At 40.1% G+C, this 14,178-nt stretch carries 9 protein-coding genes and 1 tRNA gene; 4 read left to right on the top strand and 6 right to left on the bottom strand.

The genetic code is table 11. From position 1 onward, the window contains the following. Positions 1 to 66 precede the first annotated feature (66 nt). Both BMW53_RS21570 and BMW53_RS18560 read left to right on the top strand, forming a co-directional pair. Complete coding sequence (locus BMW53_RS21570; protein WP_168136380.1) at positions 67 to 237, top strand: glycoside hydrolase family 66 protein; 171 nt, start codon at positions 67 to 69, stop codon at positions 235 to 237. A gap of 37 nt (positions 238 to 274) precedes the next feature. Beyond that, entirely contained in the window at positions 275 to 2,932 is a 2,658-nt protein-coding gene (locus BMW53_RS18560; protein WP_038554927.1) for an alpha-L-rhamnosidase-related protein, read from the top strand. Positions 2,933 to 3,111: 179 nt separating this feature from the next. On the opposite strand, the gene BMW53_RS18555 is transcribed toward BMW53_RS18560, so the two are convergent. The 4 genes from BMW53_RS18555 to BMW53_RS18540 all read right to left on the bottom strand — a co-directional run bounded on the left by BMW53_RS18555 (position 3,112) and on the right by BMW53_RS18540 (position 6,188). Then, the gene (locus tag BMW53_RS18555) at positions 3,112 to 4,014 is read right to left on the bottom strand and encodes an Abi family protein (protein ID WP_038554924.1); all 903 of its coding nucleotides are present in this window, start codon (positions 4,012 to 4,014) and stop codon (positions 3,112 to 3,114) included. Positions 4,015 to 4,161: 147 nt separating this feature from the next. Then, positions 4,162 to 5,388, bottom strand: coding sequence for a site-specific integrase (locus BMW53_RS18550; RefSeq protein WP_038554921.1), 1,227 nt, complete (start codon positions 5,386 to 5,388; stop codon positions 4,162 to 4,164). A gap of 287 nt (positions 5,389 to 5,675) precedes the next feature. Then, positions 5,676 to 5,761 (bottom strand) — tRNA-Leu (locus tag BMW53_RS18545). Positions 5,762 to 5,858: 97 nt separating this feature from the next. Further along, positions 5,859 to 6,188: a hypothetical protein gene (locus BMW53_RS18540; protein WP_038554919.1), complete on the bottom strand. Its 330-nt coding sequence runs from the start codon at positions 6,186 to 6,188 to the stop codon at positions 5,859 to 5,861. Between the two features lie 361 nt (positions 6,189 to 6,549). Between BMW53_RS18540 and purL the strand changes: the two genes are divergently transcribed. Further along, positions 6,550 to 10,239 (top strand): phosphoribosylformylglycinamidine synthase, encoded by a 3,690-nt coding sequence (purL, locus tag BMW53_RS18535; RefSeq protein ID WP_038554916.1) that lies wholly within the window; start codon positions 6,550 to 6,552, stop codon positions 10,237 to 10,239. Positions 10,240 to 10,401: 162 nt separating this feature from the next. Here the strand turns inward: purL and BMW53_RS18530 are convergent, their stop codons facing one another. Together BMW53_RS18530 and BMW53_RS18525 are read right to left on the bottom strand one after the other, a co-directional pair. Further along, a complete protein-coding gene (locus BMW53_RS18530) occupies positions 10,402 to 10,950 on the bottom strand; it encodes a DJ-1 family glyoxalase III (RefSeq protein WP_038554912.1) in 549 nt (182 codons plus the stop codon). Positions 10,951 to 11,195: 245 nt separating this feature from the next. Continuing rightward, the gene (locus BMW53_RS18525; RefSeq protein WP_038554909.1) at positions 11,196 to 11,705 is read right to left on the bottom strand and encodes an RNA polymerase sigma factor; all 510 of its coding nucleotides are present in this window, start codon (positions 11,703 to 11,705) and stop codon (positions 11,196 to 11,198) included. Positions 11,706 to 12,021: 316 nt separating this feature from the next. Here BMW53_RS18525 and BMW53_RS18520 point away from each other — a divergent pair, with 316 nt between their 5' ends. Continuing rightward, on the top strand, positions 12,022 to 14,118 hold the full coding sequence (locus tag BMW53_RS18520; protein WP_038554906.1) for a TonB-dependent receptor plug domain-containing protein: 2,097 nt from the start codon (positions 12,022 to 12,024) through the stop codon (positions 14,116 to 14,118). Positions 14,119 to 14,178 lie beyond the last annotated feature (60 nt).

The raw sequence follows: 14,178 nt of genomic DNA, 5'->3' as shown, positions 1-14,178 counted from the left end.
TGGTCAGTTTGCTCCGGCACGGGGTGGTCAGTTTAAACTGGCGAGGGTGGTCATTTTATTCCGGCATTGGGTGGTCACTTTGACCGTTTTTTCCAGGTAAGCAGTATTTGGTTTGCTTCACCCGATGCAAACGGAGGAACGTCGGTATCGTTGAATTTTACCCAGCAGAATGGTGAAGTATTACTTACAGTACCTCAACTAAAATATTGGAGCACAATTGTTCTGGAGCTTGAATAGTTTGTGGCCAATAAATAGGCTTTAAAATCAGAAAAATATGACACGACTTATTGCAATACTATTCATTCTGTTTCTTTTTGCGGGCTGCCAAAAAAAATCAGATATGCTCTATAAAGGAAATGAATTCTCGGTTTTTAAGAATAAGGTTGTTCAGGGAAATTACGAATCGAAAGCGAATTCCCGGACAAACCTGGTTTCAAACTATGTAAGTACCGCATCCGACAATTATTCGCGGCTAATTACCTTCAAATTCAGTATTAATGAAAAGGATAATGAAATGATTTCCGGGGAAGACCACTGGATTATGATTGGTGACGAAAACAGTTCTCCATTAATAAAGTTTGGTGAGTCAGACGGTAAAGTCGCTGAAAATAACGGATCCAAACTTCCGGTTAATTATTTGTACACCTTCAGGCTGGATATGTCAGAAGTTTTAGAAGCTTTCGACAAACAAGGCTATTATGAAGCTTTTGACGGAAGCAGAATTGCAAAATCTGATTTTAAAGGAGTTTATATTGCTGGTGGTTCTGAGCCACTAACCTGGGACTTTTCCAATCTGGAAGAAAACAATCTGGAACTGAAGGATGAAAACCATGATGGAATTTATGAGCTGACAGTTTTGCTAAATCCTACTAGTAGCGACGAACATCAGGCAAAACAGTGGAATTTATCTCGAAATGTTGCTGCAAAACCAGCTTATCATTCGGAGCAGATTATTGTTGATGCACTGTACAATCTGGCCCTTGAAGAAGCTTTATTGAATATCGAGCCGGATAGCACACTTCGTACAGGAGCAAAATGGGGAGGAGTTTGGACCCGCGATGTGAGTTACAGCACTTTGTTAGCTTTTGCTTATCACGAGCCAGAAGTAGCCAAAATCAGTTTAATGAAAAAAGTGAAGCGTGGACGAATAGTTCAGGATACAGGCTCCGGTGGTGCCTGGCCTGTTTCGTCTGACCGCACCACTTGGGCATTAGCTGCCTGGGAAATCTACAAAGTTACCGGAGAAGAGGAATGGCTGGAATACGCTTTCGATGTTATTAAAAATACCCTGGATGATGATATGAAAACTTTGCGATCAGGGACCACCGGAATGTACAAGGGAGAATCGTCGTTTCTCGACTGGCGGGAGCAAACCTACCCCAAGTGGATGTCGAACATGGATATTTACGTTTCTGAGAACCTGGGAACCAACATAGTTCATTACCAGGCTCACATTATTCTGGCTGAAATGGCTAAGCTTTTAAACAAACCTTATGACGAATATTTGGAGAGAGCGAACGAGATCAGAACAGGTATCAACAAATATCTTTGGATGGAAGATAAAGGTTATTACGCACAGTATCTTTATGGACGAAATTCATTGATGCAATCACCGCGTTTTGAGGCATTGGGAGAAGCGCTTGCGGTTTTGTTCGATGTTGCCGATAAAAATCAGGCTGAAAGTATATTGACTAAATCGCCGGTTACTGAATTTGGAACTACCTGTATTTATCCTCAAATCGCTGGAATTCCACCTTATCACAATAATGGTATCTGGCCTTTTGTACAATCATTTTGGAATTTGGCGGCAGCAAAGGTTGGTAATGAAAAAGCAGTAGAATATGGCCTGGCTTCTATTTACCGGGCAGCAGCTTTATTTTTATCAAACTATGAAAATTTTGTAGCCGAGAATGGCGATTATATAGGTACCGAAATAAACTCGCACCGAATGCTTTGGAGTATGGCTGGTAACCTTGCTATGGTACATCGTTTATTTATAGGGATGTATTTTGAGGTAGACGGAATACGATTTAATCCCGTGATTCCCAAATCGTATAAAGGAAAAAGAACTTTATCGAATTTTAAATATAGGAATGCAGTTCTTGATATTGAAGTCGATGGTTTCGGAAATGAAATTGAATCTTTCCTCCTTGACGGGCAACGTATTGAAAATGCATTTTTCCCGGCTGAACTGGAAGGGAAGCACATTGTGAATATTAAAATGAAGAATGAAAGCTTTTCTTCTTTAGATATAAATTTAGTTGCTAATAAATTTAGCTTGCCTAATCCGCAAACCAAAGTCGAAAATTCAAAAATTATCTGGAATCCGGTAAAGGGAGCAAAGTCATATAAAATATATAAAGACGGAGCCTTTTTGAAATCAACCAATACAGAATATTTTATTCATGAGAAAAATGGATTTAGTGAATATTCGGTTACTGCAGTTAATGATGAGGGAATCGAATCGTTCGGAAGTGAGCCATTAGCAATTTATTCATCAGAAAATGAATTAGTACTGGAGTTAGAAAACTATATTACTCTTTCGGGTACCAATTTCACCAACTTTTCTGGTACTGGATTTATTGAAACCAGTCACAAAACAAATCGTGAAATTGAAGTTCCTGTAAATGTTGAAACTTCCGGTAATTATCTAATCGATTTTCGTTATTCAAACGGGACAGGACCATGGAATACCGATAATAATTGTGCCGTACGTAGTTTGTATGTAAACGATGCTTATCAGGGTGTTCAGGTGTTCCCACAACGAGGGCAGGATGAATGGTCAGACTGGGGATGGTCGAATTCAATGAAAATCAATCTCCATAAGGGTAATAACAATATTAAACTGGTTTTGGAAGAATGGAATACCAATATGGATGGTGAAATTAACACGGCAATGCTGGACTATGTTAGATTTATCAAGTTTGATTAATTAAATTGGGTGTATAATTTAGATTTAGTGTCATAAAGCCTTCAATTATTCTGGATCATCAGGATTCTTCAGATAAACAAAAACCAGTTAAAAAAAATAAAAGAAAAAAGGTTGAATCGTTGAAGGTAAGTTTCTAATTATTCCTTCGTTAATCCCTAAACTCTTTACCATATTCACTTTTACTTAGTATTCCATAATGGCTCCTGCTCCCAGTCTGGCGGAAATCCCATTGCGCCTGGGTCGATATTATCGTATTTCGTTAATAATATTTTTAGATCTTCAACAAATGTGTGACCATTATCAAGCGATTGGAGTAGGTAAACTATTATTGAAAGGATATAATACGTTCTGTTATTATGAACTGACGAATTTTTAAGCCATTGATTTAAGGGAGCAGTAGGATATGTAGGTTGTATTCGCATTACACGGTTCCACAATCTGGAATGGTGTGCACAAACATTTCTAACGTAGACCAAACTGTGTAACCAGGAGCCAAATGATTTATCGTCGAGGCCAAACCAATGTGCCAGTTCTCTCTTGCTTTTTCCTGGTTTGAAATTGTTATAAAGCTTAGACAATGAGCCGAAAGAGATTATCTCAAATGCTGTCCAGCAAGGTGGCAATGGATCGGAATATTTCTTTTTAAAGGCTCGGATGAACTGAGCATCACTTCTGTTGAATTCGTCTGTAATTTTATTAATTGTCTCGGCGTGCCATTTTTTATTGACAAATAAATTTGAGTTGGTATACCAATAGGGACCGAAATTGTGTGCAAGAATATAAATCATTTTAGCTCTGACTGCAATCTCTATCTTTTCCATTTCATTGGTTACCAGCTGCCGAAGTTCCCTGTCGAATTTATAAATGCTAAATGCTGTTTTAAAACTGGAACCCGGTTTGAATATGTGGTTTTGTTTGTCAGCCAGCAGCGGATACCAGTAGCCACTTAACCGATAATAACTTTTTAACTCTAAAAGACTTAAAAATTCTTCTTCGTCTGGAATAATTAAACCACGGAATTTTACTTGTGCAAGTTGGTCGGCATATGTGAGTGCCGGTTTGTTATATGGCACTTTCTTCATGGGTATATAAATAAAAAGCTCACCCTGAGCGCGCTGTTCTTATGGGAAGCGGGGTAAGCATGTTGATACAAAGATACACAATTGTGTGATATAAAAGAAAAAATCATTCTGTATTTTGTTTTTGATGTTAATTACTGTTAGGTTGATTTATATTATATTCTTATCTCTTTTTTCAGATAATTTTGACTGGAGCATACTCATATCTTCCGAAATCTTCTGATCAAGAATTTTTGCGTAAATCTGTGTCGTTTTCAGAGAGGAATGTCCAAGTACTTTTGAAACGGTTTCAATAGGAACTCCATTTGCTAAAGTTACGGAAGTTGCAAATGTGTGCCTGGCCATGTGCATTGTAATACTTTTATTGATACTACAAATATCACCCAGCTCTTTCAGATAACTGTTCATTTTCTGATTCGTTAGAACGGGAAGCAGTAGGTCTTTGTTATGATTTTTTGGATAATTCTTGTATTTCTCCAAAATCTCTTTGGCTTTCGGTAGAATCGGAATTCGGCACCGGTTATTGGTCTTAGACCTGTCAATGATTATCCATTCGTTTTTATCGATACCCTTTTGCAAATGCTGTTTACCTAATTTGGAAATATCTGAATAGGAGAGACCAGTATAACACGCAAAAACAAATATGTCACGAACTGCAGATAGACGTTCAATCTGAATATCTTTTTCTTCGATTTTAGCAAGTTCTTCAGATGTCAAAAATTCACGATGAGTTTCCTTTAAGTCTACTTTGTATTTGTTGTATGGATTTTTTTGTATGTGATCCATTGAAACTGCGAGATTTAAAACACGTCGTAAATGTTTATGATAATTCCATGCCGTATTCTGGTGAACTTTGAACCTTTTTTTCAGATAAACATCGAAAGCATCTAAAAATTTGTAATCAATAGACTCAACCGGATAATCGGCCTTTTTATATTGGTATTTAATAAAGGCTGCCAATCTCTTTCTGGACGACTTATAGTGTTTATAGGTTTCCATGGAGTAACCTTTATCCAGTTTCTCAAGAATACTATTTAAGTAGTAATCGAATATTTTAAGGATCCCCTTACTTTCATCAATGTTGAGTAGTTTGTTTTTTATGGTTGTGACATTAAATTCTTCACCGGAAGATTTTAGCTTATTATAATGATCCTGAATTTCATTTTGGATTTTGTCCAGCCTGTTATTAAGAATCCTGGCGGATTCATTCCTCCCTCGGATTTGTTGCCCAACATCATCCCATTTATCAGAATGGCAGTAAATTCCGGTAGATAGTTCTACTCGTTTTGAATTCATAGTAAATCTCACGTAAACAGGGATTTCACCATTGTTTTTCTGTCTCGATTTTTTCATCAAAAAGTTAATCGTCAATCTCATAATTTCTTCATTTTAAAGTTTTAGAAGAATTGTTCTCGATTGTTGGTCAAAAATACCCATTCTGACCATGTTTTTCAACACCAAATCGAGTCAATTCGTATCAATTTAAATGTTGTAAAAGAGAGAGTTACACGATTTGCCGAGAACAGTTTTTGAAAAAAATGCTTGTTCTCGATAAAGTCTCGTTTACTTTGACTTTTTTTGTGCTTTTTTGACTTTCTGGAAAACAAAAAAGCGCTTAAAACATTGATTTTAAGCGCTTTTGATTTTTGATGGTTTTTACGTCGTGCCCAGAACAAGACTCGAACTTGCACGGGAAAATTCTCCCACAAGGCCCTCAACCTTGCGTGTCTACCAATTCCACCACCTGGGCATTAATTTTTTTGAACGTGCCTGCAAAACTATAAAATTTATTGAAACCTAATTAATACAATTTGTTTTTTTGCAGTTATTGGCAGATTTCGGTCGATTTATTTATTGCGTTCGTATTGTTCTTCCAGTTCAATTTTTGTTATTACGCCATCAACGACAGTGACTGTGTAATGCGATGTTTTTTTCACCTTTGGTGTCACCATCGGATCAAGTGTTAGCTTATGCTGGCTGATTTCGGTGCTTTTTAGCATTTCAATTTTTTCAAAAATATAAATGTCACCGCTTTCTTTGTTAAAAACGGTGTGGGGCTTACCCAATTCCGATTCCAACGCCGATAACGGTTTCCCAACATATGTTTTTTGTAAACTTCGTTGCGGGCTGCACGAGACCATAACTACTACAGCAACAATAAATAATAAAGCTTTCATGTACTTAATTTTGCCCAAAGAAAATCAGAAAAAATGAAATCTATTGTGTTTTAACCTGATTAATTCATAAAAATGAATTAATCACCCGTAGGGCTGACGAAATAATTGGGAAACAATTATTTGTCAGGTTTGACATTGACAATCATTAAATAAGTATTGTACAATACTTATGGTTGGTTGATTTTCATTCGTCAACACTGCGTGTGAAAAATTGATAAATTTTTCTGGTTAATCCTATTTAACGTTTGCACATTAAAAAACTGTTGTCTTATAGTTGCAACTTATCCAATATGCCAATTATTATTTTTTATCTTTGTGAGGTGTTTTACAACATGTTCTTAAATTAATAGTTCGCTGCAACATGATTCAATTCTTTAAAACTCAAAGTAACAGTATTATCGCAGTTTACTCTGCACAGCCCTTAGGCGCCGAAAATATCGAAAAACTGGTTTGGTTATTTTCAGGTGCCGAAAGTTTAAAACCGCAAAAAATCGATGGTTGGTTTGTAGGCCCGCGTAAGGAAATGCTTACGCCATGGAGTACCAATGCCGTTGAGATCACCCAAAATATGGGTATTGAAGGAATCCGCCGCATGGAGGAATTTTTCGAGGTAGAAAACGAAAAAGCAAAGTTCGATCCAATGCTTCAGGCGATTTATGAAGGGTTGGATCAGCAGATTTTTGCGATCGACAAAGAACCCGATCCGATTTTGAATATTGAAGATATTGCAGCGTACAACGAACAGGAAGGGTTGGCTTTAAGCGATGATGAGATTCAGTATCTCACTTCGGTGTCGAAAGAAATGGGGCGTCCGCTTACTGATGGTGAGGTTTACGGTTTTGCCCAGGTAAACTCGGAGCACTGCCGTCATAAAATATTTAACGGAACCTTCATCATCGATGGAAAAGAAATGGAATCATCGTTATTCCAGCTGATTAAAAAGACATCGAAGGAGCATCCCAATAAAATTGTTTCAGCATACAAAGACAACTGCTCGTTTGTACAAGGACCGGTTGTTGAACAGTTTGCACCAAAAACACAAGATAAACCCGACTTTTTTGAAGTAAAAGATATTGAAACGGTTCTTTCGCTGAAGGCCGAAACACATAACTTCCCAACAACAGTTGAGCCGTTTAACGGTGCGGCAACCGGAACCGGAGGCGAAATTCGCGACCGTATTGCCGGGGGTAAAGGAGCTTTGCCAATTGCCGGAACAGCCGTTTACATGACTTCTTACCCGCGTACAGAATCGATGCGTTCGTGGGAGCAGGCAACCGAAGAACGTGATTGGTTGTACCAAACACCGGAAGAAATTCTGATCAAAGCATCAAACGGTGCCAGCGATTTCGGTAACAAATTCGGTCAGCCACTGATTACCGGATCATTATTGACTTTCGAACATTTCGAAAACTTTGTGAAATATGGTTACGATAAAGTAATTATGCTTGCCGGAGGTATCGGTTTCGGAAATAAAAAAGACAGTCTGAAAGACGATCCTGAAAAAGGCGATAAAGTGGTATTGCTTGGTGGCGATAACTACCGCATTGGAATGGGCGGAGGCGCTGTTTCATCGGTTGCAACCGGCGAATTTGAAAACCACATTGAATTGAATGCGGTGCAGCGTGCCAACCCCGAAATGCAAAAACGGGCTTATAACGCCATTCGTGCCTTGAGTGAAGCTGATGATAACCCAATCGTATCGATTCACGACCACGGTGCTGGCGGTCACCTGAACTGTTTATCAGAGCTGGTGGAAACTACAGGTGGAAAAATCGATACTTCGAAATTGCCTGTTGGCGATCCAACGCTTTCGCAAAAAGAAATTATTGGTAATGAGTCGCAGGAAAGAATGGGACTGGTTATGAAACCGGAACATGTTGAACTGCTTCGTAAAATTGCCGAGCGCGAGCGTGCACCGATTTACGAAATTGGTGAAACAACCGGCGATATGCAGTTTACATTCGAGAACTCAACAACCTGCGAAAAATCAATCGACTGGCAGTTGGGTTATATGTTCGGAAATCCTCCGAAAACGATTTTGGAAGACGAAACCATTGTTCCTGAGTTTGATGAATTAGAATACAACTGGGAAGAAATATACGATTTGGTTGAGCAAACCATTCAGCTGGAGTCGGTGGCATGTAAAGACTGGTTAACCAACAAAGTTGACCGCTCGGTAACCGGACGAATTGCCAAACAGCAATGTGCCGGCGAATTGCAATTGCCACTGAATAACTGTGGTGTAATTACACTCGACTACCAGGGAAAAGCCGGATTTGCAACTGCAATCGGTAATGCACCGGTAGCAGCATTGGTTGACGCCGAAAAAGGTTCGGTGCTTTCAATTGCCGAATCGCTGACAAATATTATCTGGGCACCAATGCCCGATAAAATCAAAAGTGTATCGTTGAGTGCCAACTGGATGTGGCCGGCAAAAAATCCGGGAGAAAATGCCCGCATTTACAACGCCGTAAAAGCAGCCAGCGACTTTGCCTGCGCCCTGGGAATCAACATTCCGACTGGTAAAGACTCCATGTCGATGACACAGAAATACAAAGACGATGTGGTGTTGGCTCCTGGTACGGTAATCATTTCATCGTCGGGCGAAGTTACCGATGTGAAAAAAGTGGTTGAGCCGGTATTGGTGAACGACGAAAGTAAAGAGATTCTGTACATCGACTTGTCGTTTATGGAACGTGCATTGGGCGGAAGTGCTTTTGCTCAGTCGATCAATAAACTTGGTCGCACAGCTCCAACAGTTGCCGATCCAGCCAAATTTGTAACTGCATTTAATAAAGTTCAGGATTTGATTCAACAGGGACTTATTCTTGCCGGACACGATGTGGCTTCGGGAGGTTTGATTACTACCTTGCTTGAAATGTGTTTTGCCAATGTAAAAGGCGGAATGAAAATCGATGTTACTGCCTTTGAAGAAGAAGATCTGGCGAAAATATTATTGGCTGAAAACCCCGGAATTGTTATTCAGTGTGCTGATAACGACGAGGTGAAAAAGCAACTGACAGAAGCAGGAGTTGAGTTCATGTCGTTAGGTTTCCCTGTTCCTTACCGCAAAGTAAGGGTGATGAACCGCACGGTTGAAGCCGACTTTGATATCAACTCGTTACGCGATATGTGGTTTAAAACTTCGTATTTATTAGACCGCAAACAGAGTGGAGAAGAAAAAGCGCTGGAACGCTTTAAAAACTATAAAGATCAGGCTTTAAAATTCGACTTTAAAGATTTCACCGGTAAGGCTGCCGATTTGAGCATCGACCTGAAACGTCGCACAGCATCGGGTGTTAAAGCCGCGATTATCCGCGAGAAAGGGGTAAACGGCGACCGCGAAATGGCCTACGCTATGTACCTGGCTGGAATGGATGTAAAAGATGTTCACATGACCGACCTGATTGCAGGACGCGAAACGCTGGAAAACGTGAATATGATCGTTTTCGTGGGTGGATTCTCGAACTCCGATGTACTTGGTTCGGCAAAAGGCTGGGCCGGAGCTTTTAAATTCAACGAAAAGGCAAGATTAGCATTGGAGAAATTCTACCAACGCGAAGACACGCTGAGTTTGGGTGTTTGTAACGGTTGCCAGGTAATGGTTGAGCTCGGAGTTGTTTATCCGGAGCACAGCATTCAGCCCAAAATGTTGCACAACGAATCGGGCAAATTCGAGTCGTCGTTCCTGAATGTTGATATTCTTGACAACAAATCGGTGATGTTGGAGAATATGGCCGGCATGAAACTGGGAATCTGGGTAGCGCACGGCGAAGGTAAATTCTACCTGCCGTTTAACGAAGATCAGTACAATATTCCAATGAAATACAGCAACGAAGGTTACCCAGGTAATCCAAACGGATCGCACTTTAATGCGGCTTCGCTGTGTTCGGATGATGGCCGTCATTTGGTAATGATGCCTCACCTCGAGCGTGCGTTTAAACCGCACCTGTGGCCCAATTATCCTGCCGACCGGAAAGCGGATGAAGTGGCACCATGGATTCAGGCTTTTGTTAATGCCAAAAACTGGATTGCCGAAAAAACGAAATAATGCATAACGGGTCATAATATCACTGCAAGTGATGCTATGACTTCTCTAATAAAAGCCGCCTCGTTTAACGTAACGAGGCGGCTTTTGTTTTTTACAAAGTTGATGACGAAAAGTAGGGACCGCATTGGGAATACTGCGGATCGTATCGCAAAATCGCAGCTTTTAATTCTCAATCATCTTCACCGCCAGTTCATCAGCAACTTCTTTCCCATTAAATAGCTCCACAATTTTAAGTGCAAATTTGATGGCAACACCGGCACCTTTGCCTGTTATAATATTTTCGGTTTGTTCCACCGCTTCTCCTGTAATAATAGCTCCGTGTAGTTCTTCTTCAAATCCCGGGTAACAAGTTGCCCTTTTTTCTTTCAGCAAACCCAGATTCCCGAACACCATTGGAGCAGCACAAATGGCTGCCAAAGGTTTATTCATGTCATAAAAGTTTAAGATTTCCTCTCTTAGTCCGCTGTGTGCTTTTAATTTTGCCGCTCCCGGCATTCCTCCCGGAAGCACGATCATATCAATATTATCGTAATCCAAATCTTCAAACAACGCATCGGCTTTTACGGTAATTTCGTGCGAACCGGCAACGTCCATCTTTTCATTCATGGAAACAACTGTAACTTGAAAACCTGCTCTACGAAGTACATCAATAATACTTATGGCTTCTATTTCTTCAAATCCGTCGGCTAAATGAACTGCAATTTTTTTCATGGTAATAATTTGTAATTTGAAACAGTACCCCTCTGTCAATCCGCCCCCAGGCCTTACGCTGACATCTCCCCTAACATTAGGGGAGAAAATAAGGTATAAATTATTTTATAAAAGTAAAAAAGATTTAGGGTTCGTGTAAGCAAAACGGATGTCATCTTTTACAAAAGATGACATCCGTTTTGTCCATAAAAAAAGGTCTTCATTTTTGAAGACCTTTTAAAAACCAATACACGTTATTTCTATTATTAATTTTCTGAATATTCGTTCAATGCTTTTTCCAGTTTTTTACGGGTAAAGAAAATCCGACTTTTAACAGTACCTAAAGGTAAGTCAAGTTGTTCAGCAATTTCTTTGTATTTGTACCCTTCTAAAAACATACGGAAAGGAACTCGATATTCATCTTCTAGAGCGTTAATGCTCTTATTAATTTCTTTTGAACTGTAGAACGAATCCGGCGCAGGATAAACTTTGTCTTTCGAGAACATCAGGTGGAAATCGTTGTTTGAACCATCAAAGGTGTTCTTTGTTTTTACGTTTCTACGGTAATCATTAATGAAGGTGTTCTTCATAATGGTGTAAATCCATGCCTTGAAATTCGTGTTCTGTGTAAACTTGTCACGATAAGTTAATGCCTTAAGGAAAGTTTCTTGTAACAGATCGTCAGCTCTTTCCGAGTCAGCAGTTAAACTAAGTGCATAGTAATGCAATTTGTCACTCAAGCCGAGTAAAGCGTTGTTAAATTGAATCTGAGTCATGGCGTCTTATTTTTAATTTGTCTAAACAAATTTAAGTCATTGTTGTCCTTAATTGCAAAAAAACAGAGCGATATTGCAGTTGATTCTGTCTATGCTATATAAAGATTCTCTATAGTGCCTAACGCATTGATTGGTTAAAGGTTACGAAACCCTTTGTTAAGTCTTTGTTTCCTTAGGAACTACCCCTTTTCGAGGTTATTGATATGTGATTGTAAAGCGTATATTTGTCGTTCGAATTTGAGACGGGATAAGTCGATAAACAAAAAATCAAGCGTTTTTAAAATATCCTGTCTGTTAAAGTTCAATTAGTATTATAATGAAAAATTTAAAGTTTAATCATGATGCGCAATCTGTTTTAACTTTCCGGAAGTGGGGGAGGAAGAACTATTCTTCTTTTCTGACCGTAAGGAAACAAGTTGTCATTTCAGTATTGTCGGTGGTGTATTTCCTATCAACACCGGTAATTACAATGGCGACTGTTCAGGATACTTCTGAAGTTAAAATGGAATACGACCTTGATGAGATCGAGGTAAGTGCGCAACGAACACCTGCATTGTATTCGCAGGTTGCACGGATAATTTCCGTGATGGAGCGAAAAGAAATTGAGGCGGCGCCGGCTCAGAGTGTTCAGGACCTGTTAGAGTATGTTGCAGCTATCGACGTACGGCAACGGGGAACTGAAGGAGTACAGGCGGACGTGAGTGTTCGCGGTGGTACTTTCGACCAAACGTTAATCCTGCTGAACGGCATCAACATCACCGACCCGCAAACCGGCCATCACAATTTAAATCTTCCGGTAAGTTTAGCCCAAATCGAGCGAATCGAGATTCTCGAAGGACCTGCTGCACGTGTATATGGACCCAACGCTTTTTCGGGGGCCATTAATATTGTAACACGTCAGTCGGCAAATTCTGAGATTTCTGCTGCAGTTTCGGGTGGTAGCTTTGGTTATTTCGATGGAAATCTTTCCGGATCATTTTCAACAGGAAAAATGCAACACATGCTTGCGTTTAACGGAAAACGATCGGACGGTTACACGAACAACACCGATTTTGATGAGCTGAACGGATTTTATTCCAATCAATTGAATACCGAAAAGGGTGTGTTGAAATTCCAACTGGGTATTTCGGAAAAAGGATTTGGTGCGAATAGCTTTTACACGCCGAAGTATCCGAACCAGTACGAAGCAACAAAAACAGTGTTTACCTCGCTGAAGTGGGAGGGGAATGGACCGTTGCATCTGACTCCGGTGGTTTATTACCGACGTCATCACGATCGGTTTGAATTGTACCGAACCGATAAATATGCTTTAACCAATGATGGTTACAAGGTTTGGCAAAACGACACACTGCCGGGCTGGTACTCGGGGCCCAATTATCACCTGACGAATGTTTATGGTGCTAACCTGAACTCGTGGATTAAGTGGGCGGGCGGAAAAACGGCGTTTGGTGTTGAATTCCGCCGCGAACAGATATATAGTAATACGCTGGGAATTGACATGGACGAGCCAAAAGATGTGCCGGGAGAAGATGCGCAGTTCACCAAATCGGATGACCGGAATACCGTTTCCGGATTTTTGGAACACGCATACTATGTAAATAAGTGGGCGTTTACAGCCGGATTGATGGCCAACTACATTTCGGGAAGCGATTTGGGGTTAAATGTTTTTCCGGGAATTGATGTAAGTTATAATGTATCGGATGCGGTGAAATTGTACTCCAGTTACAACACGTCGTTACGAATGCCAACTTTTACCGATTTGTATTACGATGGTCCGTCGAATAGTGGTAACCCCGATTTGAAACCTGAAAAGTCGGCCACCCTGGAAGGTGGTTTAAAACTACGATCGAAACTGGTGCGCGGACATGTGGTGTTGTTTTACCGCCAGGGAAAAGATATTATCGATTGGGTAAAGGAAGATGTGACTTCGGAAATCTGGCAACCCCAAAACCTTACCGAAATCAATAATCGGGGTGCTGAGATTCAGGCGCAGGTGTTGTTCCGAAATGCGTTTGGTAGCCACTATCCAAATATTCAAATCAGTTACCTATATAATAATGTAGAAAAAGGGAATGCCGGTTTTGTGTCGAATTATGCTTTGGATAACCTGAAACATAAACTGGTTGGTTCGCTTAGCGAGCAGCTGGCGAAAGGTTTAACTCTCGATCTGCATTTTGTTTTTCAGGATAGGGAAGGCAGCTACACCCAATTCGAAAATAAAATGCCGGTTGGAGAAGTAGCCTACGATCCGTTCTGGGTTTTCGACGGCAAGTTGAGCTACCGGAGAAATCAGTTCTCGTTTTTTGCTTCGGTAAACAGCATTTTCGATAAACAATACAACGATATTGGTAATGTTATTCAGCCCGGGCGTTGGTTTAAAACCGGGGTGATTTATAAAATCGGATTTAATTAAAATGTTTTACGCTTGATTTAATATCTTAAAAATTAATATTTTGAGCCGGGAGTTCGCCAA

The sequence above is a fragment of the Draconibacterium orientale genome (genome assembly GCF_900111425.1).
Taxonomy (GTDB): Bacteria; Bacteroidota; Bacteroidia; order Bacteroidales; family Prolixibacteraceae; genus Draconibacterium; species Draconibacterium orientale.
The sequence above is the reverse complement of the archived record's forward strand: the minus strand, read 5'-3'. Positions and strand labels throughout refer to the sequence as shown.

Bases quoted from the DNA above. Each gene is read 5' to 3' on its own strand.
- BMW53_RS18530 (WP_038554912.1), bottom strand. From the start codon at position 10,950: ATGAAAAAAATTGCAGTTCATTTAGCCGACGGATTTGAAGAAATAGAA.
- purL (WP_038554916.1), top strand. From the start codon at position 6,550: ATGATTCAATTCTTTAAAACTCAAAGTAACAGTATTATCGCAGTTTAC.
- BMW53_RS18560 (WP_038554927.1), top strand. From the start codon at position 275: ATGACACGACTTATTGCAATACTATTCATTCTGTTTCTTTTTGCGGGC.
- BMW53_RS18520 (WP_038554906.1), top strand. From the start codon at position 12,022: ATGAAAAATTTAAAGTTTAATCATGATGCGCAATCTGTTTTAACTTTC.
- BMW53_RS18525 (WP_038554909.1), bottom strand. From the start codon at position 11,705: ATGACTCAGATTCAATTTAACAACGCTTTACTCGGCTTGAGTGACAAA.
- BMW53_RS18555 (WP_038554924.1), bottom strand. From the start codon at position 4,014: ATGAAGAAAGTGCCATATAACAAACCGGCACTCACATATGCCGACCAA.
- BMW53_RS18540 (WP_038554919.1), bottom strand. From the start codon at position 6,188: ATGAAAGCTTTATTATTTATTGTTGCTGTAGTAGTTATGGTCTCGTGC.
- BMW53_RS18550 (WP_038554921.1), bottom strand. From the start codon at position 5,388: ATGAGATTGACGATTAACTTTTTGATGAAAAAATCGAGACAGAAAAAC.